General features: G+C 70.6%; 19 protein-coding genes and 2 pseudogenes. 10 read left to right on the top strand and 11 right to left on the bottom strand.

Annotation, left to right across the window (positions count from 1 at the left end):
- Window positions 1-14: 14 nt before the first annotated feature.
- The 4 genes from Sfulv_RS18465 to Sfulv_RS18450 all read right to left on the bottom strand — a co-directional run bounded on the left by Sfulv_RS18465 (window position 15) and on the right by Sfulv_RS18450 (window position 3,849).
- The gene (locus tag Sfulv_RS18465; protein WP_173315479.1) at window positions 15-1,490 is read right to left on the bottom strand and encodes a GntP family permease; all 1,476 of its coding nucleotides are present in this window, start codon (window positions 1,488-1,490) and stop codon (window positions 15-17) included.
- Between the two features lie 107 nt (window positions 1,491-1,597).
- Window positions 1,598-2,008, bottom strand: coding sequence for a RidA family protein (locus Sfulv_RS18460; RefSeq protein ID WP_173315477.1), 411 nt, complete (start codon window positions 2,006-2,008; stop codon window positions 1,598-1,600).
- 6 nt (window positions 2,009-2,014) lie between these two features.
- Window positions 2,015-2,773: an IclR family transcriptional regulator gene (locus Sfulv_RS18455; protein WP_173315475.1), complete on the bottom strand. Its 759-nt coding sequence runs from the start codon at window positions 2,771-2,773 to the stop codon at window positions 2,015-2,017.
- Window positions 2,770-3,849: a sugar kinase gene (locus Sfulv_RS18450; RefSeq protein WP_256668986.1), complete on the bottom strand. Its 1,080-nt coding sequence runs from the start codon at window positions 3,847-3,849 to the stop codon at window positions 2,770-2,772. Before Sfulv_RS18450 ends, Sfulv_RS18455 begins: the two co-directional genes overlap by 4 nt.
- Before the next feature lie 138 nt (window positions 3,850-3,987).
- On the opposite strand from Sfulv_RS18450, the pseudogene Sfulv_RS18445 reads away from it, so the two are divergent.
- Together Sfulv_RS18445 and Sfulv_RS18440 are read left to right on the top strand one after the other, a co-directional pair.
- Window positions 3,988-5,273: pseudogene (locus Sfulv_RS18445) on the top strand (alanine racemase).
- Between the two features lie 59 nt (window positions 5,274-5,332).
- Window positions 5,333-6,958 (top strand): N-acyl-D-amino-acid deacylase family protein, encoded by a 1,626-nt coding sequence (locus tag Sfulv_RS18440; RefSeq protein ID WP_173315471.1) that lies wholly within the window; start codon window positions 5,333-5,335, stop codon window positions 6,956-6,958.
- A 62-nt stretch (window positions 6,959-7,020) separates the two neighbouring features.
- Here Sfulv_RS18440 and Sfulv_RS18435 read toward each other — a convergent pair whose 3' ends face one another.
- Complete coding sequence (locus Sfulv_RS18435) at window positions 7,021-7,989, bottom strand: AraC-like ligand-binding domain-containing protein (RefSeq protein WP_173315469.1); 969 nt, start codon at window positions 7,987-7,989, stop codon at window positions 7,021-7,023.
- A gap of 557 nt (window positions 7,990-8,546) precedes the next feature.
- Between Sfulv_RS18435 and Sfulv_RS18430 the strand changes: the two genes are divergently transcribed.
- Window positions 8,547-9,323, top strand: coding sequence for a hypothetical protein (locus Sfulv_RS18430; protein WP_173315467.1), 777 nt, complete (start codon window positions 8,547-8,549; stop codon window positions 9,321-9,323).
- A gap of 46 nt (window positions 9,324-9,369) precedes the next feature.
- Entirely contained in the window at window positions 9,370-9,855 is a 486-nt protein-coding gene (locus Sfulv_RS18425; RefSeq protein ID WP_256668985.1) for a peptidase inhibitor family I36 protein, read from the top strand.
- A gap of 161 nt (window positions 9,856-10,016) precedes the next feature.
- On the opposite strand, the gene Sfulv_RS18420 is transcribed toward Sfulv_RS18425, so the two are convergent.
- Window positions 10,017-10,358, bottom strand: coding sequence for a winged helix-turn-helix transcriptional regulator (locus Sfulv_RS18420; protein WP_173315465.1), 342 nt, complete (start codon window positions 10,356-10,358; stop codon window positions 10,017-10,019).
- Between the two features lie 98 nt (window positions 10,359-10,456).
- On the opposite strand from Sfulv_RS18420, the gene Sfulv_RS18415 reads away from it, so the two are divergent.
- From Sfulv_RS18415 to Sfulv_RS18395, 5 genes are all read left to right on the top strand, one after another.
- The gene (locus Sfulv_RS18415; RefSeq protein WP_173315463.1) at window positions 10,457-11,347 is read left to right on the top strand and encodes an NAD(P)-dependent oxidoreductase; all 891 of its coding nucleotides are present in this window, start codon (window positions 10,457-10,459) and stop codon (window positions 11,345-11,347) included.
- Between the two features lie 22 nt (window positions 11,348-11,369).
- On the top strand, window positions 11,370-11,645 hold the full coding sequence (locus Sfulv_RS18410) for a hypothetical protein (protein ID WP_246353163.1): 276 nt from the start codon (window positions 11,370-11,372) through the stop codon (window positions 11,643-11,645).
- Between the two features lie 90 nt (window positions 11,646-11,735).
- Window positions 11,736-12,548, top strand: coding sequence for an arylamine N-acetyltransferase family protein (locus Sfulv_RS18405; protein WP_173315461.1), 813 nt, complete (start codon window positions 11,736-11,738; stop codon window positions 12,546-12,548).
- A 214-nt stretch (window positions 12,549-12,762) separates the two neighbouring features.
- On the top strand, window positions 12,763-13,974 hold the full coding sequence (locus Sfulv_RS18400) for a pyridoxal phosphate-dependent aminotransferase (RefSeq protein WP_173315459.1): 1,212 nt from the start codon (window positions 12,763-12,765) through the stop codon (window positions 13,972-13,974).
- A 91-nt stretch (window positions 13,975-14,065) separates the two neighbouring features.
- Window positions 14,066-14,461 carry an SCO4983 family protein gene (locus Sfulv_RS18395; RefSeq protein ID WP_173315457.1) on the top strand — a complete coding sequence of 132 codons (396 nt, stop codon included), beginning with the start codon at window positions 14,066-14,068 and terminating at the stop codon, window positions 14,459-14,461.
- 132 nt (window positions 14,462-14,593) lie between these two features.
- Here Sfulv_RS18395 and Sfulv_RS18390 read toward each other — a convergent pair.
- Window positions 14,594-16,497: pseudogene (locus Sfulv_RS18390) on the bottom strand (phosphoenolpyruvate carboxykinase (GTP)).
- Window positions 16,498-16,626: 129 nt separating this feature from the next.
- Here Sfulv_RS18390 and trhA point away from each other — a divergent pair.
- Window positions 16,627-17,316 (top strand): PAQR family membrane homeostasis protein TrhA, encoded by a 690-nt coding sequence (trhA, locus tag Sfulv_RS18385; protein WP_173315455.1) that lies wholly within the window; start codon window positions 16,627-16,629, stop codon window positions 17,314-17,316.
- Window positions 17,317-17,371: 55 nt separating this feature from the next.
- Here the strand turns inward: trhA and Sfulv_RS18380 are convergent, their stop codons facing one another.
- The 4 genes from Sfulv_RS18380 to mca form a co-directional block, all read right to left on the bottom strand.
- The gene (locus Sfulv_RS18380) at window positions 17,372-19,408 is read right to left on the bottom strand and encodes a thioredoxin domain-containing protein (RefSeq protein ID WP_173315453.1); all 2,037 of its coding nucleotides are present in this window, start codon (window positions 19,406-19,408) and stop codon (window positions 17,372-17,374) included.
- Between the two features lie 45 nt (window positions 19,409-19,453).
- Window positions 19,454-19,972, bottom strand: a complete 519-nt coding sequence (locus Sfulv_RS18375) for an FBP domain-containing protein (RefSeq protein ID WP_173315451.1) — start codon at window positions 19,970-19,972, stop codon at window positions 19,454-19,456.
- A gap of 137 nt (window positions 19,973-20,109) precedes the next feature.
- Window positions 20,110-20,346 carry a hypothetical protein gene (locus tag Sfulv_RS18370; protein ID WP_173315449.1) on the bottom strand — a complete coding sequence of 79 codons (237 nt, stop codon included), beginning with the start codon at window positions 20,344-20,346 and terminating at the stop codon, window positions 20,110-20,112.
- Window position 20,347: 1 nt separating this feature from the next.
- On the bottom strand, window positions 20,348-21,229 hold the full coding sequence (mca, locus tag Sfulv_RS18365) for a mycothiol conjugate amidase Mca (RefSeq protein ID WP_173315447.1): 882 nt from the start codon (window positions 21,227-21,229) through the stop codon (window positions 20,348-20,350).
- Window positions 21,230-21,295: the final 66 nt, after the last annotated feature.

The following is a 21,295-nucleotide window of genomic DNA, read 5'->3' as shown; positions in this document are numbered from 1 at the left end:
AGCGTTCGTGGCCGCTAGATCACCAGGCTGAGCAGGGCCGCCACGACGAAGCCCGCGACCGACAGGACCGTCTCCAGGACCGTCCAGGACTTCAGGGTGTCGCGCTCCGAGATGCCGAAGTACTTCGCGACCATCCAGAAGCCGCCGTCGTTGACGTGCGAGGCGAAGATCGAGCCCGCCGAGATCGCCATGATGATCAGGGCGAGGTGGGCCTGGGACATGTCCTGGCCCTCGACCAGCGGCACGACGATGCCGGCCGTCGTCACGATCGCGACCGTCGCCGAGCCCTGCGCGACGCGCAGCACCACGGAGATCAGCCAGGCGAGCAGGATGATGGGGAGCCCGACGTCGTTGAAGGTGTCGGCGAGCGCGTCCGCGATGCCGCTGCCCTTGAGCACGGCGCCGAAGATGCCGCCCGCGCCGACGACGAGCAGGATGTTGCCGACCGGCTTCAGCGAGGACGTGGAGACCGATTCGAGGGACTTGCGGGACCATCCGCGTTTGATGCCCAGCACGTAGTACGCCAGCAGCAGCGCGATCGTCAGGGCGACGAAGGGGCTGCCGAAGAACTCGATGACCGAGCGCGGGGTGGAGGGGTCCAGCGCGATGGAGGAGAACGTCGCGGCGAGGATCAGCACGAGCGGGGTGCCGATGATCGCGAGTACGGTCCCGAGCCCGACCGGGTCCTCCCGCGGGGTGACCCCGGCGGCGCGCTGTTCGGCGGCGACGGCGGCCTTGGCCTCCGCGGCGGCCTCGACCATGTCCTGCGGGACCGCGACGAAGATCCGCTTGCCGATCCAGGCGGCGTAGGCCCAGGCGGCGAGTACGGACGGGATGCCGACGACGGCGCCCATCAGGATGACCCAGCCGAGCGAGATGTCGAACAGTCCGGCGGCGGCGACGGGGCCGGGGTGCGGCGGCAGGAACGCGTGCGTCATCGACAGACCGGCCAGCAGCGGCATCGCGTACAGCAGAATCGATTTTCCGGACCGCTTGGCGGCGGCGTACACGATCGGCGCGAGGACGAAGATCCCGACGTCGAAGAAGACCGGGATACCGAAGATCACGCCGGTCAGACCCATGGCGAGCGGGGCGCGCTTCTCACCGAAGAGGTTCAGCAGACGGGTGCTCAGCACCTCCGCGCCGCCGGAGACCTCCAGGATCGCACCGAGCATCGTGCCCAGGCCGATGATGATCGCGACATGGCCCAGGATGCCGCCCATGCCGGATTCGATGACGGACACGGCGGCGGACTTCTGCACCGTACCGAAGAGTTCGGTGACGGAGAGCCCGGCGCCCAGGCCGACGGCTATGGAGACCGCGAGCAGCGCGACGAACGGCTGGAGCCTGGCCTTGATGATGAGGAGGAGCAGCAGGACGATGCCGAGGGCCGCGACGGTCAGCAGTCCGGCGGTGCCGTCGATCAGCAGGAGGAGTCCACCGGTGCGGGGTGGCGTCCCGGCCGGTGGCGGGGTGGCGGCGAGCAGCATGGGTGGCTCCGTTGTCACTGGGGCTGACGAGCAGGGGGGAGCGCGGCACGGCGCCCCTGTCCTGCGGGGCGCCGTGCCGTGGCGGCGGGGCGAGGGGGGCGGCAGGGTCAGCTGAGGACCGCGAGCGCGTCGATCTCGATGAGCAGGCCCTTGGGAAGGCCGACGTAGACGGTCGTACGGGCGGCGGGGGCGGCCTTGAGGTCCTGCTCGCCGAAGTAGGCGTTGTAGATCTCGTTCATCTCCGCGAAGTGGTCGACGTCGGTGAGGTAGACGCGCATCATCATCACGTCGTCCCAGCTCGCGCCGCCCTCCTCCAGGATCGCCTTGACGTTGGCGAAGGTCTGGAGGGTCTGCTCGCGGAGCGTGGGGCCCGCGGGGGTGGGCGCCTGGCCCTCGACGGCGGGCAGGAAGCCGACCTGGCCGGCGACCTGGAGGATGTTCCCCTTCTTCACGCCGTGCGAGAACCTCGCGGGCGGGGCGGTGTGGGTGCTCGGGGTGAGAGCGGTCTTCTCGGTCATCGCAGTTCAGGCTTTCTTGGGTCGGGTGGTGCCGGAGTACTCCCGGCTGATGGTGTCGGCGGTGCGACGCACCAGCGGGAGCAGCGTGAGGAGTTCCTCGCGTGTGACGACCACGTTGGGCGCGGACACCGACATGGCGGCGACGGCGCGGCCGTCCGCGCCCCGGATGGGGGCGCCGACGCAGTTGATGGACTCCTCGTGGCCACCGAGGTCGGTGGCCCAGCCCTGTTCGCGTACGACGGCGAGTTCCCTGAGGAACGCCACCGCGTTCGGGGTCGAACGGGACGTGTACATGGGGTAGTCGAGCTTGTCGGCGACCACGCGCCGTTCGGGCTCGGGGAGGTCGGCGAGCAGCAGCTTGGCGACGGCGGCGACGGTGATCGCGACGGGTTTGCCGATCCGCGAGTACATCCGGACCGGGTAGCGGCTCTCGACCTTGTCGATGTAGAGGACCTCGTTCTCCTCGTACACCGCCAGGTGCACCGTGTGCCCGCACTGCTCGTTCAGTTCGACGAGGTGCGGGTGGGCGATCTCCCGTACGTCGAGGTTCTCGACCGCTTCCTGCGCGAGTGCGAAGAGCCGCGCGCCGAGGCGGTAGCGCTGGTCGCCCTGGCGGAAGACGAGCCCGTGCTCGTGGAGCGTACGGAGCAGGCGCAGGGCCGTGGACTTGTGGACACCGAGCCGCTCGGCGACCTGCCCGAGGTCGGCGGGTCCCTGGGCGAGCAGGGGAAGGATGCTCAGCGCCCGGTCGACGGTCTGGCTCATGTCGTACGTACCTCCTGGTCGTCCCCCGTCCATCCGGGGCCGAGACGAAGTCTCCCCCAGGCGTCGTCGTCGAGGGCCGCGAGGCGGTCGGCACGGGCGCGGGCGGGGGGCCGGGTGAGGTCGCCGGGGACGGTGAGGACGGCGGCGGCCATCAGATGCCCGTGCCGGGCGCGCTCGCGGACGGGGAGTCCGCGCAGGGTGGCGGAGAGGAACCCGGCGGCGAAGGCGTCACCGGCGCCGACGGGGGCGACGACGTCGACGCGGAGGGCGGGGACCTCTTCGGCCCTTCCGGCGGCCGGGGAGCGGGTGCCGGGGCGGGGCCCCGAGAAGACGGTCACCCCGTCCGCGCCCCGCTTCACGACCACCACACCCGGCTCGGGCAGCGCCTGCCGGATCGCGTCGGCCCCGCGGACCCCCCACGCCTCCTCCGCCTCGTCCTCCCCGACGAACACGAGGTCGGACCGGCGCGCGAGGACGAGCAGGACGTCCGGGCCCGTGGCACCGGCCCGCCCGCGCCACAGCCCGGGCCGGTGGTTCACGTCGAACGAGATAAGCGGGCGCCCCGCCCGCGGCGCGGTCAGGTCGTGGAGCAGTTCCAGGCAGTCCCCGGACAGCGCGGCGGTGATGCCGGACAGGTGCAGGACACGGCCGCGGAACACGTCCTCGTACGGCACGTTCCGTACGGACATCGCGGAGGCGGCCGAACCGGCGCGGTAGTACGCCACCTCGTGGACGTCCGTCGCCCGGTCCGTCGCCGTGCGGAAGTAGATGCCGGTGGGCCGGTCCGGGTCGCGCCGGACCGCCGCGGTGTCGACCCCGTACCCGGCGACCGCCTCGACGAGATGGTCGCCGAAGCCGTCCGTGCCGACCCGGCTGACCCAGGCGGCCCGGTGCCCCGCCGCGGCCAGCGCGCAGGCGACGTTCGACTCCGCGCCCCCGATCCCGCGGCCGAACCGGGGTACGTCGGCGAGGCGGCCGGGCCGTGAGGGCAGGAACGTCACCATGGACTCGCCGAGGCAGACGACATCGGTGGTCGCGGCGGCACGGGCGGCCGTCCCTGCTACCGGTCCAGGCACTCTGGGCTCCTCAGCTGATCGCGTTCGGGGCCGGTTCCCGACCATTGACCCGGCGTCGGCTCGGATGTTAGACAGCGTCAAGCGATATACGCAATGGGTGTTGCACATGCTGCAACGACAACTCTCTAGGAGGCTCCCTTGGCCGCCGACCACCCGGTCACCCTGGCCGGCATCGCCGACGAACGGGTCGATCACCGCTTCAAAGCGCTCCCGCCCGACGCGGAGGGGCTGACCGTGGGCGACCTGGCCGCCGAGCGGCGCAACCTCTTCACGGGCGGCTTCACCACTCCGGTGCTGGCCCTGTCCGCCGAGTCGGTGGAGCACAACCTCGCCCTCCTGGAGACGTACGCGGACCGCCACGGCCTGGCGTTCGCCCCGCACGGCAAGACCTCCATGGCCCCCCAGCTGTTCAGGGACCAGCTGGAGCGCGGCGCCTGGGGCATCACCGCGGCCGTCCCCCACCAGGCCAGGGTCTACCGGGCCTACGGCATCCGGCGGATCTTCCTCGCCAACGAGGTCGTCGACGCGGCCGCGCTGCGCTGGGTGGCCCGCGAACTCGACGCCGACCCGGAGTTCCGCTTCGTCTGCTACGTCGACTCCGCGCGCGGCGTGGAGCTGATGGACGAGGCGCTGCGCGCGGCCGGCGCGACCCGCCCGGTCGACGTCGTGGTGGAACTGGGCGCGGGCGAGGGTGCCCGCACCGGGGCCCGTACCGAAGCCGGCTGCGCCGCGCTCGCGGACGCGGTGGCCGCCGTGTCCACCCTCCGGCTGACCGGAGTCGCCGGTTACGAGGGCGAGGTGCCGGACGCCTCCCCGAGCGGGTACGCGACTGGCTGCGCCGGCTCGTCGCGGTGGCGGCGGACCTCGACCGGGCGGGCCGCTTCGCGGACGCGGACGAGATCGTGATCAGCGCGGGCGGCAGTGCGTGGTTCGACGCGGTGGCCGAGGTCTTCGCGGAGATCCCCGCGCTCTCGCTGCCCGTGCTCAAGCTGCTGCGCTCGGGCGCGTACGTCTCGCACGACGACGGCCACTACCTGCGCGTCTCCCCGTTCAACCGGGTCCCCGACGAGGGCACGCTGCGGCCCGCCTTCCGGCTCTGGGCGCAGGTGGTCTCCCGCCCCTCCGGCGAACAGGCGTTCCTCAACGCGGGCAAGCGGGACGCGGCCTACGACCTGGACCTCCCGCAGGCGCAGGTCGTGCGTTCGGCGCGCGACGGCTCGGTGCGCCCGGCGACCGGCGTCACGGTCACCGGACTGTCGGACCAGCACACCTGGCTGCGGACCGGGCCGGAAGCGGAGCTGGAGGTGGGTGACTGGGTCGGGATGGGCCTGTCGCACCCGTGCACGAGCTTCGACAAGTGGCAGCTGATTCCGCTGGTCGAGGCGGACGGCACGGTCACGGAGTACATCCGCACGTTCTTCTGACCCTCCCGCGGGGGCGCTCCCCGCACCGGACACCGGCGAGGCCGGACGAAAGGCACACCATGGACCTGGTCATCCGCGACGCGGCCGTCATGGACGGCACCGCCGCCCCCGCCTACCGCGCGGACGTCGCCGTCGACGACGGCCGGATCACCGCGATCCACCGCGAGGGCGGCGGCCGGCGGCCCACCGCCCGGCGCACCATGGACGCCGACGGCCTCGCCCTCTCCCCGGGATTCATCGACATGCACGCGCACAGCGACCTGGCGCTGCTCCGCGACCCGGACCACAGCGCGAAGGCCGCCCAGGGCGTCACCCTCGAAGTGCTCGGCCAGGACGGCCTCTCGTACGCGCCGGCCGACGACCGCACCCTCGCCGAGGTGCGCAGGGTCATCACCGGCTGGAACGGCGACGGCTCGGACATCGACTTCGACTGGCGCACGGTCGGCGGGTACCTGGACCGCCTCGACCGCAACTTCGGCGGTCAGGGCATCGCGGTCAACGCCGCCTACCTCATCCCGCAGGGCACGGTCCGGATGTACGCGGTCGGCTGGGAGGACCGTCCCGCCACCCCGGCCGAGCTGACCCGGATGCGGGAGCTCGTCGCCCAGGGCATGGCCGAGGGCGCGGTCGGCATGTCGTCCGGCCTCACCTACACCCCCGGCATGTACGCGGACGACGCCGAACTCACCGCCCTGTGCCGGGTGGTGGCCGAGCACGGCGGCTACTACTGCCCGCACCACCGCTCGTACGGCGCGGGCGCCCTCGCCGCGTACGAGGAGATGGTCGAGCTCACCCGTACCGCGGGCTGCGCGCTCCACCTCGCGCACGCCACCATGAACTTCGGCGTGAACAAGGGCAGGGCGCCCGACCTCCTCGCCCTCCTCGACTCCGCTCTCGCCGCCGGCGCGGACATCTCGCTCGACACCTACCCGTACACCCCGGGGTGCACCACGCTCGTCGCGATGCTGCCGAGCTGGGCGGGCGAGGGAGGGCCCGAGTCGGTGCTCACCCGGCTCGCGGACGACGCGACCGCGGAGCGCGTCCGCCACCACCTGGAGGTGGTCGGCTCGGACGGCTGCCACGGCGTGCCGATCGAGTGGGACACCATCGAGATCTCGGGCGTCGGCGCGCCGTCCCTGGCGGAGTACGTCGGCCGTACGGTCGCCGACTCCGCCCGGCTGCGCGGCGAGGCACCGTGGGCCACCGCCCGCCGCCTGCTGATCGAGGACCGGCTGGGTCCCACGATCCTCCAGCACGTGGGCCACGAGGAGAACGTCCGGCAGATCATGCGCCACCGCGTGCACACGGGCGGCAGCGACGGCATCCTCCAGGGCGACAAGCCGCATCCGCGCGCGTACGGCACGTTCCCCCAGTACCTCGGGCGGTACGCGAGGGAGCTGGGCGTTCTCTCCATGGAGGAGTGCGTGGCGCACCTGACCTCGCGCCCGGCGGCCCGGCTGAGACTCCCCGACCGGGGGCTGGTGCGCGAGGGCTACCGCGCCGACCTGGTCCTCTTCGACCCGCTGACGGTGGCCGCCGGTTCGACGTTCGATCAGCCACGCGCGCTGCCCGTGGGCATCCCGCACGTCCTGATCGACGGCCGCTTCGTCATCGAGGACGGCAGGCGGACGTCGGCCCTGGCGGGGCGGGCGGTGCGGGGCGGCGGACGCGCCGCCCGGGGCTGACGACCTGGTGCGGGCCGACGTGCGTCAGCGGGCTCGGGACGCGTGCGGCCGCGCGGAGACCCTCACGTGCGGGAGCGCGGGTGGTTCTGGTCGCGCCAGGCCCGGGGCGAGATTCCGAACGTCTGCTTGAACACCTTGCTGAAGTGGGTCGCGTCCACGAAGCCCCAACTGCGGCCTATCGCGGCGATGGTCCGGATTCGCCCGTTCGGTCCGGCAAGCTCCCGCCTGCATTCGGTCAGGCGGCGGGTACGGATCCAGTCGCCGAGGCTGATTCCCGACCGCGAAAGCACCGCGTAGAGATGGCGTACGGAGATGCCGTGTGCGGCGGCGATCCGTGCCGCCGAGAGACCGGGATCAGCCAGGTGTGCCCGGATGTACTGGGTGATCCGCAGGCTGAGGGTGGCTTCCAGAGGCTCCTTGGCCAGTCCGGAGTCGCCGTACTGGGTTGTCAGGACGGCACGGAGAAGTCCGACGCTGGGTTCCACGACGGCGTCGGCGTGCGCCTCCCGGAGCAACTCATCGCTGACGGCCAGTTGGGAGAAGTAGGTGAAGGCGAGGCGCGCCACGGGGTTGTCGGATCCCAGGGGGACCGCGACGAGGTCCCGGAACAACCGGTCGGGGAGCGCGAGTAACGCGCGGGGAAAGCGGATGAAGCGGTGGTCGACTCCCTCGTCGAAGAGAAGTGTGTAGGGAGCGATCGATTCGTAGACGACGCAGTCCCCCGGCCCCAGCAGGCACTCGCGACCGTTCTGCACCACCATGCTGTTGCCCGTCATCTGAACACCGAGAGAGACGGCCGGTTCCTCGTCCTCGCGGGCGAGCCGCTCCGTCCGACGCATCCTGACCGCGGTCGCCCGCGCCGAACAGATCTTGATGGGCCCCGCGGTACCGAGACCCAGGCGGACGTCGATGTCCTCAGCCGCAGGACCATGCTCGATATCGATTGCCACCATGGACTTCCACACCGCGTTCCGGACCACTTCTTCCCGGTCCCGCGACGGTATGAACGCGGTGTCCAGAGCCGGGCTCATGCGGCAGACCCACGTGTGCGCCGGTCACAGAACCGGCCCGGCAGTGCCTCAGTCCGTTGCCCCACACGATCCCCCTAGACAGTGTCAGCTCCTGTCATCAGTCTGCCGGGGCTCTCTCCCGCCGCGCAACGAATTCGACGGCGACACGCAGGACCCGCCCTCACCGATACGGCCCACCTCACGGCGGTGCACCACTGACAAAGTTCTCTGCACGGATGACACATTCCAAATCCCGCGGTGATTCTAAAGTCCAGAGGGAGGCCGGAGAACGGGACGTCACACTTCCCCGTCACGCGCCTTGTCGACACTGTCCTCTGTCCGCATCACGCCGGATCGGAAAGAGGAGGGAAACATTCGCCGAACGTGGCTCGGGCGCCACGTCAGCCTTAGGGAGCGCACATCGCATGAGGCGGCCCTTCTCCGCATCCGTTGCCGTCGTGGCGGCTGCCTGCATTACGGCGGGCTGTGGCGCCGGAACGGATGACCAGACGAACTCCGCACATCCACCGAAGAGGGACACGGTCACGATATCGGACAGCGATCTCAGAGATCTGACCGTGCCCGAGGAGATGGAAGTCGAGTACGCCGAGCACACGCTCGTCAAGGAATGCATGGAGAGCAAGGGGTTCAAGTACTGGATGGGGACGGTGGCGAGCGTCGACGCCCGCGAAGCGGGCCGTTATGTGATCGACGACGTCGCATGGGCGAAGAAGTACGGCTACGGCCGGCCCTTCGACGAGGCGGCCGAGAAGGACCGCCGCGAGCACCCCAACGTCCGGTACCCCAACGACCTCTCGCGGAAGGACCGCATCCGTTACAACACGGCCCTCAACGGCGCCTACAACGACGTACTGAGCGTGGACCTGCCCGCCGGCGGCACCATCGAAACCCCCCGGGCGGGCTGCTGGGCCGAGGCGCAGACCGAGCTCTACGGCGACCTGAAGTCCTGGTTCGAAGCCAAGAAGACCGTCACGAGCCTGACCCCGCTCTATGTCCCGGACATCCTCGCCGACAAACGGATGAAAAATGCGGTCAGCGCCTGGTCGCACTGCATGAAAAAGGCGGGACGACCTTTCGCATCCCCGGATGAGCTACGCGAGAAGCGGATCACGCTCACCACGGGAATGAGTTCTTCCGAGGCCCGGAAATTCGAGGTCGATTTGGCGGTGACCGAGGCCACGTGTGCTGCGCAGACGTCTCTCGGAAAGACTGCCCGCACCCTTGAGCGCGCTTATCTCGCTCCCCTGCTGAAGAAGTACGGCAAAGAGAATGTCTCATACCAGCGCATGCGGCTGACGGCGCTCTCCCGGGCCCAGGATCTCGACAGCGGATGATCCTCTCGGTAGCGAATGACCCACAGGTTTCCGCGACCCAGCAGTCGTGGATGAATTCACCCACCTCCACATGAAGGAGTACCACCTCATGCGCAAGGCTTTCGCCGTCATGACGACCGTCGCCGTGGCTTCCCTCGGTGTCATCGTTCCCGCCACCTCCGCCCAGGCGGCGGACTGCTCCGACGCCATGGCCGGCGCCGACTCCGGCTACATGTTCGCGTACGACAGCACCAACTGCAGCGGGTACCTCGGCAAGGCGTCCGGCGACGACTCCAACTGGGGCGACTCCGCGCTGAGTTTCCAGGGAACCGACACCAACAGTGCGTCGTCGATCCTGAACAACGGCAACAACTACGAGGTCAAGTTCTACAACGGAACCGGCGGCACCGGCGGACACATCTGCCTCAGCAGGACGGAGGGCTGGGCCTCCAGCCTCCTCGGCGACACGTTCACCACCGGCGTCGCGGCGAACAACGCCATCAGCGGCCACGCCTGGTCGACCGCCTCGAACTGCTCCAAGTGGGCCGTCTGACCGGGCCCGCGCACGGGAGCGAGTAACGGGTAACGGGTAACGGGTAACGGGAACGTACTCCTGCTCCCTCTCCCCTGAATCGTTTCGGCCCGCCGGTCTGCCGCCGACGGGCCGAGACGGCCTCGCCGAGCACTCACCCTCCCGGGACCGGCGGTACGGCATCAGGCCGCGGGCGGCTCCTGAAGGAGCTTCTCCCGTCCCCACGCGCCCAGCGGTTCCAGCGCCTCGTTGAGCGAGACCCCCAGCGGGGTCAGCGAATACTCCACCCGGGGCGGCACCTCGGCATGGACCTCGCGATGCACGATGCCGTCCTCCTCCAGCTCCCGCAGATGCGACGTCAGCACCTTCTCCGTCACGCCCGGCAGCTCTCTGCGCAGCTCACCGAAGCGGTACGTGCGCTCGTTGAGCGCCCACAGGATCAGCCCTTTCCACTTGCCGCCGACCACGCCCATCGCGGCGTCGATCCCGCAGATGTACGTCCCCGGCCTTCGCGCGGCTCCCATGCCCCACCCCTTCCCACCTGGTCACTCTCCCCCGGGTAACCACCCACTTCCAAGTGGGTACTTGATCGGCCTAGGGGCCCTCGGGAAGCCTAGTCCTCATGACCGACAACACCCCGCGGAAGACCTCTCCCGCCCCGCTCACCCTTCTCGGCCTGGGCGCCATGGGTACCGCTCTCGCCCGCACCTGGCTCGCCGCCGGACACCCCCTGACCGTGTGGAACCGCACCCCCTCCCGCGCCGAACCGCTCGCCGGCCACGGCGCGCGGATCGCCCCGGACGCCGCGGAGGCCGTGGCCGCCGCCGATCTCGTCGTGCTCTGCCTCCTCGACGACGCCTCGGTCGAGGAGGCGCTGACCGGCGTCGACCTGACCGGCAAGGACCTGGTCAACCTCACCACCGGCACCCCGTCCCAGGCCCGCGCCCGCGCGGCGTGGGCCCAGGAGCGCGGTGCCCGGTTCCTGGACGGCGGGATCATGGCGATCCCGCCGATGATCGGCGTACCGGAGTCCGGCGGTTACGTCTTCTACAGCGGCTCCTCCGCCGCCTTCGAAGCCCATCGCCGAACCCTGGCCGTGCCCACCGGTACCAGGTACGTCGGGGAGGACGCCGGCTTCGCCGCGCTCCAGGACGTGGCCCTGCTGAGCGCTATGACGGGCATGTTCGCAGGCTTCTCGCACGCCTTCGCGCTGGTCCGCAAGGAGGACATCGACCTCAAGGAGTTCGCCCCGCTGCTCGTCGAGTGGCTCGTCGCGATGGCTCCGGCCACGCACTCGACGGCGGAGCAGCTGACCAGCGGCGACTACACCACGGGCGTCGCGTCGAACCTCGCCATGATGGTCGCGGGCAACACCACCATGCTGCGCACGGCCGAGGAGCAGGGCGTCAGCAGCGAACTCCTGCTCCCCTTCATGAACCTGATGGAGCGCCGCCTGAAGGACGGGCACGGCGACGAGAGCACCACCGGAGTGATCGAACTGCTCAGCCGCTGAACCTCGTCCGCGATCGCTGTCGGTGCGGCCGGCCCAGAAGAAGGCACACGACCAGTTCGAGGCATGGGTGATCACGCCGGGCGAGGGCCCCTACACCGAGGTGCGCATGACCGGGGACGCCAAGGTGCTGCTGTCGGTGCCGCTCGGCGAAGCGAAGCACGCCGCCTCCTACTCCCAGTCCGAACTCGTCAGCCGGCTGGCGACCCGGCCGACCCCCGACGGCGCGGTCCTCGGGTTCGACCTGAGCTTCGACGGAGAGGGACGAGTGACGAGGCTGCAGTCCCTGTACACACCCTGAACCCACAGCCACCAAAGACCCGGGCGGACCTCGTCCGGGTGCTTCCGCTCACGCTTGGCTGACATGCAGTCATCTGCGTACCGTCGGGGTATGACACTCGACCTCGACGCCTATCTCACCCGCATCGGCTGGAGCGGGGAGCGCCGGCCCACCCTGGAGGTGCTGCGGTCCGTGCACCGGGCCCACCTGCTCGGCATCCCGTTCGAGAATCTGGACCCCGTGCTCGGTTCCGCGCCCTCGCTCGCCCTGGAGGACCTGGAGGCGAAGCTCGTCCGCGGGGGCCGCGGCGGGTACTGCTACGAGCACAACACCCTCCTCGCGGCGGTCCTGTCCCGGCTCGGTTTCCGGGTGACGCTGCTCACCGCGCGCGTGGTGCTGGGCGCCGCGCCCGGTGACGTCCGGCCCCGCACGCACATGATGATGGAGGTGGAGGTGGCGGGCGAGCCCGCCCCGTACCTCGCCGACGTCGGTTTCGGGTCCACCGGCGCGCTGATCGAGCCGATCGCGCTGGTGGCGGACGCGGAGCTGCGCGACACCCCGCGCCACCACCGGCTCGTGCACACCCCGCACGTGGGGCCGCTGGAGACCTGGGAGCTCCAGGCGGAGAAGAGCGGGGTATGGGAGCCGCAGTACGCGTTCACCCGGGAGCCGTTCGAGGCACCGGACTACGAGGTCATCAACTGGTACATCGCGACCAGCCCGCGTTCCCCGTTCAGCCGGGCCGTCTACGCGCAGCGGACCACGGCCCGCGGCCATCTGGCGCTCTCCGGCCTGAACCTGGTCGAGACGGCGGCGGACGGCACGGTCGAGGAGCGGCGGCTTGCGGACTCCGCGGAGGTGCTGCGCGTGCTGGCGCGGGACTTCGCGATCCGGCTCCCGCGGGACATCCGCCTCCCTGACTGAGGACACCCGGGTGGCGCATCTCACCCGGGTGCGGCGGCCGGGCCCGGGTGCCCGCCTTTCCAAGCCCTGACGCCGCCCCGGCCGTCCTTCCGACGGCCGGGGCGGCGGGCGGTCTGCCGATGGAAGCCGGCCCGGGGCGCCGGGGTGCCCCGTCTGGAGGAAAGGGCGGGCAATCCCCGCGCACCCCGGGAAACACGGTCGTAAGCTCGCAGGCATGCAGGTCATCCAGTCCACAAAGCTCTCCGGCGTCTGCTACGAGATCCGGGGTCCCGTGCTGGAGGAAGCGATGCGGCTGGAAGCAGCAGGTCACCGCATCCTCAAGCTCAACACCGGTAATCCCGCCGCGTTCGGATTCGAGTGCCCGCCCGAGATCCTCGAAGACATCTTGCGCAACCTCTCCGGGGCGCACGGCTACGGCGACGCGAAGGGCCTGCTGTCCGCGCGCCGCGCGGTGGTGCAGCACTACCAGACCAAGGCGATCGACCTCGACGTCGAGGACATCTACCTCGGCAACGGGGTCTCCGAGCTGATCCAGATGTCGATGCAGGCGCTGCTGGACGACGGGGACGAGGTGCTCGTACCCGCTCCGGACTATCCGCTGTGGACCGCCTCGGTCTCGCTGGCCGGCGGCACGGCGGTGCACTACCGCTGTGACGAGCAGGCCGACTGGATGCCCGACCTCGCCGACATCGAGCGCAGGATCACCGACCGCACCAAGGCCCTGGTGATCATCAACCCGAACAATCCGACCGGCGCGGTCTACGACGACGAGATGCTGCGCGGGCTGACGGAGATCGCCCGGCGCCACCAGCTGGTCATCTGCTCCGACGAGATCTACGACCGCATCCTGTACGACGGCGCGACGCACACCCCGACCGCCGCGATCGCCCCCGACCTGATGGTCCTGACCTTCAACGGGCTGTCCAAGAACTACCGCGTCGCCGGTTACCGCTCCGGCTGGATGGCGGTCTGCGGTCCGAAGGCGCACGCCTCCTCGTACATCGAGGGGCTGACGATCCTGGCCAACATGCGGCTGTGCGCCAACATGCCCTCGCAGCACGCGGTGGCCACCGCGCTCGGCGGGCGCCAGTCGATCAACGATCTGGTGCTGCCGGGCGGGCGCATCCTGGAGCAGCGGGACGTGGCGTACGACCTGCTGACGCAGATCCCGGGGGTGACCTGTGTGAAGCCCAAGGGGGCGCTGTATCTCTTCCCCCGGCTGGACCCGAAGGTCTACAAGATCAAGGACGACCGGCAGATGGTGCTCGATCTGCTGCGGGCCGAGAAGATCATGGTGGTGCACGGCACCGGCTTCAACTGGCCCGAGCCCGATCACTTCCGGATCGTGACGCTGCCGCCCGCCAAGGACCTGATCGCCGCCGTGACGCGGATCGGGAACTTCCTGGACGGTTACAGCCAGCCGTAGAACCGCCCGGCACCAAGCTTTACCGGAACGTGCACAACTTTAGACTCGATCCAAGCTAGGATGGCTGTACTGCGACGCCAGGAGGCCATCCATGTACGAGCCGATCCGTACGAAGTCGGTCCACACGACGGCCGACGACGCCGACTTCCCGCACCGCTCCCGTGAGGAGGAGCTGGACATCCAGCTCTCCGGGCACCTGGCCGCCCTGCTCGCCGTCACCGACGAGCTCGGCCTCGGCCCCGCGGGTGACCGCATCGCCGAGCAGATCGCCCGGCTGCGCGGGACGCCGCCCGTGCGCCACGCGGGACTGACCGAAGCGGCTCCGGACGCGCTCCACCGGCGCGCGCACGCCCTCGCGGGCCGCGCACTGGTGGTGGCCGCGTCCCGCGCGGACACGGCGGCGGCGATCCTCGCGGCCGAGCGCATGGACGCGCACGCGGCGGCGGCCGGGACGGTCACCCCCTCGCGCCTCGTCGGCGCCCACTGACGGCCCCGGTCCGCGGGCCTTCGAGGCGCACGGACCGGGTGCCACCAAACCGACCGGCGCGGAGCCGGTGGCGATGGCCGGACGTTCTCCGCGACAGAGGGGCGGCGCCCGCAGGCGCCGCCCCTGCGGGCGTCAGCCCAGGCGCCGTACGAGGGCGCGGTACTCGTCCCACAGTTCTTCGGGCGCGTGGTCGCCGAAGGTGTCGAGGTGCTCGGGGATCAGCGCCGCCTCCTCGCGCCAGACCTCCTTGTCGACGTCGAGCAGGAAGTCCAGGTCCGACTCCGCGAGGTCCAGGCCCTTGGTGTCCAGGGCGCCCTTGGCCGGCACGATGCCGATCGGGGTCTCGACGCCCTCCGCCTGGCCGTTGAGGCGTTCGACGATCCACTTCAGTACGCGGCTGTTCTCACCGAAGCCGGGCCACACGAACTCGCCCGCCCTGTTCTTGCGGAACCAGTTCACGTAGTAGATCTTCGGGAGCTTGGACTGGTCCGGCTTGTCCGCGCCGACCTTGACCCAGTGGGCCATGTAGTCGCCCATGTTGTAGCCGCAGAACGGCAGCATGGCGAACGGGTCGCGGCGCAGCTCGCCGACCTTGCCCTCGGCGGCGGCGGTCTTCTCGGATGCGACGTTGGCCCCGAGGAAGACGCCGTGCTGCCAGGTGAAGGACTCGGTGACCAGCGGTACGGCCGAGGCGCGACGGCCGCCGAAGAGGATCGCCGAGATCGGCACGCCCTTGGGGTCCTCCCACTCGGGCGCGATGATCGGGCACTGCCCGGCCGGCACGGTGAAACGGGAGTTGGGGTGGGCGGCGAGGACGCCGGACCCGGGGGTCCAGTCGTTGCCCTTCCAGTCCGTGAGGTGCGCGGGCGGCTCCTCGGTCATGCCCTCCCACCACACGTCGCCGTCGTCCGTGAGCGCGACGTTGGTGAAGACGGAGTTGCCGTACATCGTCTTCATGGCGTTGGCGTTGGTGTGCTCGCCCGTACCCGGCGCGACACCGAAAAAGCCGGCCTCCGGGTTGATCGCGTACAGCTGGCCGTCCTCGCCGAACCGCATCCAGGCGATGTCGTCACCGATGGTCTCGACGGTCCAGCCCTCGATCGTCGGCTCCAGCATGGCGAGGTTCGTCTTGCCGCAGGCCGAGGGGAAGGCGGCCGTGACGTACTTCGGCTCGCCCTGCGGCGGGGTCAGCTTGAGGATCAGCATGTGCTCGGCGAGCCAGCCCTCGTCACGGGCCATGACGGAGGCGATGCGCAGCGCGTAGCACTTCTTGCCGAGCAGGGCGTTGCCGCCGTAGCCGGAGCCGTAGGACCAGATCTCGCGGTCCTCGGGAAGTGCGAGATGTACTTGGTGGTGTTGCACGGCCACGGGACGTCGGCCTCGCCCTCGGCGAGCGGGGCACCCAGGGTGTGGACGGCCTTGACGAAGAAGCCGTCGTCGCCGAGCTCCTCCAGGACGGCCTGTCCCATGCGGGTCATGGTGCGCATGGAGACGGCGACGTAGGCGGAGTCGGTGATCTCGACGCCGATCGCGGAGAGCGGGGAGCCGACCGGCCCCATGCAGAACGGGACGACGTACATGGTCCGGCCGCGCATGGAGCCGCGGAAGACGCCGTCCTCGCCCGTGAAGACGGCCCGCATCTCATCGGGCGCCTTCCAGTTGTTGGTCGGCCCCGCGTCCTCCTCCTTGGCGGAGCAGATGTACGTGCGGTCCTCGACGCGGGCGACATCGCTCGGGTCGGACGCGGCGTGGTACGAGTTCGGGCGCTTGGCCTCGTTCAGCCGGGTGAAGGTCCCCTTGGCGACGAGCTCGTCGCACAGGCGCTCGTACTCGGCCTCGGAACCGTCGCACCAGACCACCCGGTCCGGCTCGGTGACGGCTGCGATCTCGTCGACCCAGGCGATGAGCTCCTGGTGATGGGTGGGAACAGTGAGGGGAGCCGCGATGTCGCGCGCCACGATCGCTCCTTGTCGAGGGTGTCTGCTGGAAGGCCCCGTGGGGGCTGCGACCCGGATGCTTCGACTCTTCGTACCCATGGCGCTCATCCGGTGCCGACCGCACTCATTTGATCATCCGACGCTCGCGCCCATATGTCCAGGGGGCCGCACACGTGAGCATCGCCACTCCTTTCCCGTTACCTACGGGAGCGTAGGTACCATGCGGTCATGACTGCTGCCGCCGACGCCGCTGCCGCGCCCGAGACCGCCGAGACCGACTCCCTCCAGGTGAAGCCACGGCTGCGCGGCTGGCTGCACGCCGGGATGTTCCCAGCGGCGCTGATCGCGGGAATCGTCCTGATCGCACTGGCCGACGGCTCCCGTGCCCGGGCCGCCTGCACCGTCTTCGTGCTGAGCGCCTGCCTCCTGTTCGGCGTCAGCGCGATCTACCACCGCGGCACGTGGGGACCGCGCGGCGAAGCCGTGCTCCGCCGGCTGGACCACGCCAACATCTTTCTGATCATCGCGGGCACCTATACCCCGCTGACGCTGCTCCTCCTCCCCGATTCCACCGGTCGGCCCCTTCTGTGGGCGGTATGGGTGGCAGCGGTCGCGGGAATCGCGTTCCGGGTGTTCTGGGTCGGCGCCCCCCGCTGGCTCTACACGCCCTGCTACATCGCGATGGGCTGGGCCGCGGTCTTCTACCTCCCCGACTTCATGCGCACGGGCGGCGTCGCCGTCCTCGTGCTCGTCGTCGCCGGAGGGCTGCTCTACAGCGCGGGAGGCGTCATCTACGGCCTCAAGCGGCCCAACCCGTCACCGCGCTACTTCGGCTTCCACGAGGTGTTCCACTCTCTGACGCTCGCCGCCTTCGCCGCGCACTACGTCGGCATCTCCCTGGTGGCCTACCGGCAGTAATGAGCGCGCCCGCCCCGTACGGACCCGGCCCGCCGGGCCCGTACGGGGACCGGGATCAGCCGCCCAGGGTGCGCGCCAGTTCCCGTGCGTCCGTGGTCGGCGCTTCGCAGACGAAGTGCCGGCAGACGTACGCGGTCGGCTCGCCGCCCACCAGCGGCCGGTCCACGAGCAGCGGGAACTCCGCTCCGGCCGCCGCTCCCTCACCCGCCGCCACGACCGCGCCGGGCGCCCGGCCCAGCAGCGCCGTCCTGTGCAGCTCTCCGCCGACCGGCCCGGCGACCGCGATCTCGCGCGGTCCGTCCAGCAGCGCCTCGGCGACCGCGAGGCCCCAGCCGATGAAGCGGGGCGCGCGCGGCCCGAGTGCCTTCACCACACCGAGCGCGCCCTCGGCGGCGGTGCGGTGCGCATCGGACCCGGTGTGGGCGGCGTACGAGAGCAGCGCGCCCGCCGCCGCCGTCCAGCCGGCCGGGGTGGCGCTGTCGGTGGGGTCCTGCGGCCTGCGGATGAGCTGCTCGGCGTCGTCGGCCGTGTCGTAGAGCTGCCCGCCCTCCCCGGTGAACCGCTCCAGCACGATGTCGAGCAGGAAGCCCGCGAACTCCAGCCAGACTCCCTCGCCGGTGACGGAGGCCAGCGCGAGGAAACCCTCCGCCACGTCGCCGTAGTCCTCCAGCACCCCCACGTGCCCGCCCACGCGCCCGTCCCTGGACGTCCGGGAGAGCCGGGCCGCGTCGCCCATGTGGACCCGGACGAGGAGGTCGGCCGCCTCGGTGGCCCGCTCGATCAGGTCGGGCCGCTCGAAGTACGCCCCCGTCTCGGCGAGCGCGGCGATCACCAGGCCGTTCCACGCGGCGACGATCTTGTCGTCGCGCCCCGGCCGCACCCGCTGCCCGCGCGCCTCCAGCAGCCGCGCCCGCACGCCGGCGACCCGCGACGGGTCCGCCTCCTGGCCCGTCCGCGGCTGCTGGAGCACCGAGGACCCCTCCTCGAAGGTGCCCTCCTCGGTGACCCCGAAGTACTCCGCGGCGAACGCGGCGTCCTCCTCCCCCAGGACCTCGCGCAGCTGCCCGGCCGTCCACACGTAGTAGGCGCCCTCCACATGGCTGCCGTCCGCCGCCTCGCTGTCGGCGTCCAGTGCCGAGGCGTAACCGCCCTCCGCCGTACGCAGTTCGCGGACCATGAAGTCGGCCGTCTCCAGCGCGACCCTGCGGGCCTGCTCGGATCCGGTGGCCCGCCACACGTGGGCGTAGACGCGGCAGAGCAGCGCGTTGTCGTACAGCATCTTCTCGAAGTGGGGTACCAGGGTGCCGCCGGGGCGCTGGCGCAGCACGTACCGGTGGAAGCCGCCGCCGAGCTGGTCGAAGAGGCTGGAGCGCGCCATGGCGTCGCAGATGCCCTCGGCCATCTCCAGCGCTCCGTCGGACCCGGTCCGCGCGTGGTGGCGCAGCAGGAACTCGATCAGCATGCTCGGCGGGAACCTGGTGTCCCCGCCGCCGAGCCAGCCGCTCTCCGTGTCGTACTCCCGGCTGACCCCCAGCAGCGCCTGCGCGAGCTCGGCCTCGCCGGGGAGCCCTTCACCCGCGCCGGAGACCAGTTCGCGCGCCGCCAGATCCCGGGTGATCTTCTCCGCGACCTCCCCGACCTCCTCGCGCCGGCTCGTCCACGCGGTGTGGACGCCGTCGAGCACCTGCCGGAAGGAGGGCAGTCCATGGCGGGGCGCGGGCGGGAAGTACGTACCGAAGTAGAAGGGCTCACCGTCCGGTGTCATGAAGACGGACATCGGCCAGCCGCCCTGCCCGGTCGCCGCCTGCACCGCTTCCATGTAGACGGCGTCCACGTCGGGGCGCTCCTCGCGGTCCACCTTGACCGAGACGAAGTGTTCGTTCATGTAGGCCGCGGTGGTCTCGTCCTCGAAGCTCTCGTGAGCGAGTACATGACACCAGTGGCACGCGCTGTACCCGACGCTCAGGAACACCGGTACGTTGCGCCGGCGGGCTTCCTCGAAGGCGGCGGGTTCCCACTGCCACCAGTCGACGGGGTTGTCCGCGTGCTGAAGGAGGTACGGGGACGTGGCGTGCGCGAGTCGGTTCGGCATGCCCCAATCCTCGCGTACGCGGCGAAGCCCCGGCCACCCGCCACGTCAGAGCGCCGGACTCCGCCCCTGCGTCACCTTGGCCGCGAAGGCGTCCAGGTTCCCCGCCATGCGGGCCACTCGCTCCTCCACGGTGAGCGACTCCTCGTAACGCCCCGTCCGCAGCTTCGGCTGCCGCTTGCCCCGCACGTACAGGGGGCAGGCGAGATCCGCGCAGATGTAGATGCCCACGGTGTTGCCCTCGCGGCCCCTGGCGCCCGCCAGGGGCGCGGCCAGCAGGGAGACCCCGGAGGAGGCGTGGCCGGTCAGGCAGATCTGGCAGAGGCTGGACTTCACGGCGCTGGTACGCCGCACGGAGGGCACGCGCAGGGAGAAGCCGAGCGGTCCGCCGGCGCGCGGCAGCACGATGTGGGCGCGCAGCGGGGCGCCGGGGTCGACCCAGCCGAGGAAGTCCAGGTCCTCCCAGGGCAGTGCGCCGAAGTCGAGCGGCAGCTTGAGCCGTGCCGCCTCCCCCTTGGTGCAGTTCACGAAGGACGACCTGATGTCTGTTTCACTCAGCGGTTCCACGGGCGCCGACGTTACGTGTCGGATGAACGCATCGCATCCCGATTTCCACCGGGCCCGGGCCGGACATCCCGGGCCGGACATCCCCGCGGGGCAGGCGTGGCACCCGGGTGCCACGCCTGCCCCGCGGGTGGGGGCTGCTAGTTGCCGGCTGAGCCTGCCGTGGGGCCGGAAGCCGTCGCCGGTTCCGCGCCCGGTTCCGGCTCCTCCTCGAAGTCCACCTTGCCCATGTGGCGGTTCATCGACTTCATCAGCAGCCACACGCCCACGGCGAGTGCCGCGAACACGAGGAAGCCGAGGACGCCGGGGGTCACCTTGTTGTCGTCGACCTCCTTGGCGAGAGGGACGAGGTGGGTCAGTGCCTGGGTCGCGTACATATCAGGCATTGTCGCGGATGCCCGCGAAGAGGTCGCTCTCGGGGAGGGAGGTATCGACGAGAGACTTCGCCAGCTCGTACTCCTCGGTCGGCCAGACCTCGCGCTGGACGTCCATCGGAACGCGGAACCAGCCGCCGTCCGGGTCGATCTGCGTCGCGTGCGCGATGAGCGCCTTGTCGCGGATCTCGAAGAACTCCGCGCACGGCACGAACGTGGTCAGCGTCCGCTCCTCGCGTACGAACTCCTTCCAGCGCTCGAGCCACTCGCCGTACGGGGACTCCATCCCACGGGCGAGCAGCGCCTCGTGGAGGGCGACCGTGCGGGGCCGGTTGAAGCCCTGGTTGTAGTAGAGCTTCTGCGGCGTCCACGCCGGGCCGAACTCGGATTCCGGGAACCGCTCGGTGTCCGACGCCCCGTCGAACGCGATCATCGTGATCGTGTGGGTCTTGATGTGGTCGGGGTGCGGGTACCCGCCGTTCTCGTCGTACGTGGTGATGACCTGCGGCCGGAACGCACGGATCTTCGCGACGAGACGCCCCGCCGCCGTCTCGTCGTCCTCCAGTGCGAAGCAGCCTTCGGGCAGCGGGGGCAGCGGGTCGCCCTCGGGCAGGCCCGAGTCGACGAAGCCGAGCCACTCCTGCTCGACGCCCAGGATCTCCCGGGCCTCGTCCATCTCCTTCCTGCGTACCTCGTGGATGTTCTCCTCGATGTACGCGTCTCCCTGGAGCTTCGGATTGAGGATGGAACCGCGTTCGCCACCGGTACAGGTCACGACCAGCACGTCCACCCCCTCGGACACGTACTTGGCCATGGTGGCGGCGCCCTTGCTCGACTCGTCGTCGGGGTGGGCGTGCACGGCCATCAGGCGCAGCTGCTCAGTCAAGACTCGATCCTCAGTGCTCGGTCGCGATCAGGGTGCCGTCCCGCGGGCCCGTCTGTTCCGGGGTGG

The organism is Streptomyces fulvorobeus, from assembly GCF_013167895.1.
GTDB classification, from domain to species: Bacteria; Actinomycetota; Actinomycetes; order Streptomycetales; family Streptomycetaceae; genus Streptomyces; species Streptomyces fulvorobeus.
This window is presented reverse-complemented; position numbering and strand designations above follow the sequence as displayed.

Coding starts and splice junctions, on each gene's coding strand:
- Sfulv_RS18380 (WP_173315453.1), bottom strand. CDS start 19,408: ATGCCGAACCGACTCGCGCACGCCACGTCCCCGTACCTCCTTCAGCAC.
- Sfulv_RS18465 (WP_173315479.1), bottom strand. CDS start 1,490: ATGCTGCTCGCCGCCACCCCGCCACCGGCCGGGACGCCACCCCGCACC.
- Sfulv_RS18400 (WP_173315459.1), top strand. CDS start 12,763: ATGCAGGTCATCCAGTCCACAAAGCTCTCCGGCGTCTGCTACGAGATC.
- Sfulv_RS18395 (WP_173315457.1), top strand. CDS start 14,066: ATGTACGAGCCGATCCGTACGAAGTCGGTCCACACGACGGCCGACGAC.
- Sfulv_RS18405 (WP_173315461.1), top strand. CDS start 11,736: ATGACACTCGACCTCGACGCCTATCTCACCCGCATCGGCTGGAGCGGG.
- Sfulv_RS18370 (WP_173315449.1), bottom strand. CDS start 20,346: ATGTACGCGACCCAGGCACTGACCCACCTCGTCCCTCTCGCCAAGGAG.
- Sfulv_RS18455 (WP_173315475.1), bottom strand. CDS start 2,773: ATGAGCCAGACCGTCGACCGGGCGCTGAGCATCCTTCCCCTGCTCGCC.
- Sfulv_RS18435 (WP_173315469.1), bottom strand. CDS start 7,989: ATGAGCCCGGCTCTGGACACCGCGTTCATACCGTCGCGGGACCGGGAA.
- Sfulv_RS18415 (WP_173315463.1), top strand. CDS start 10,457: ATGACCGACAACACCCCGCGGAAGACCTCTCCCGCCCCGCTCACCCTT.
- trhA (WP_173315455.1), top strand. CDS start 16,627: ATGACTGCTGCCGCCGACGCCGCTGCCGCGCCCGAGACCGCCGAGACC.
- Sfulv_RS18420 (WP_173315465.1), bottom strand. CDS start 10,358: ATGGGAGCCGCGCGAAGGCCGGGGACGTACATCTGCGGGATCGACGCC.
- Sfulv_RS18440 (WP_173315471.1), top strand. CDS start 5,333: ATGGACCTGGTCATCCGCGACGCGGCCGTCATGGACGGCACCGCCGCC.
- Sfulv_RS18460 (WP_173315477.1), bottom strand. CDS start 2,008: ATGACCGAGAAGACCGCTCTCACCCCGAGCACCCACACCGCCCCGCCC.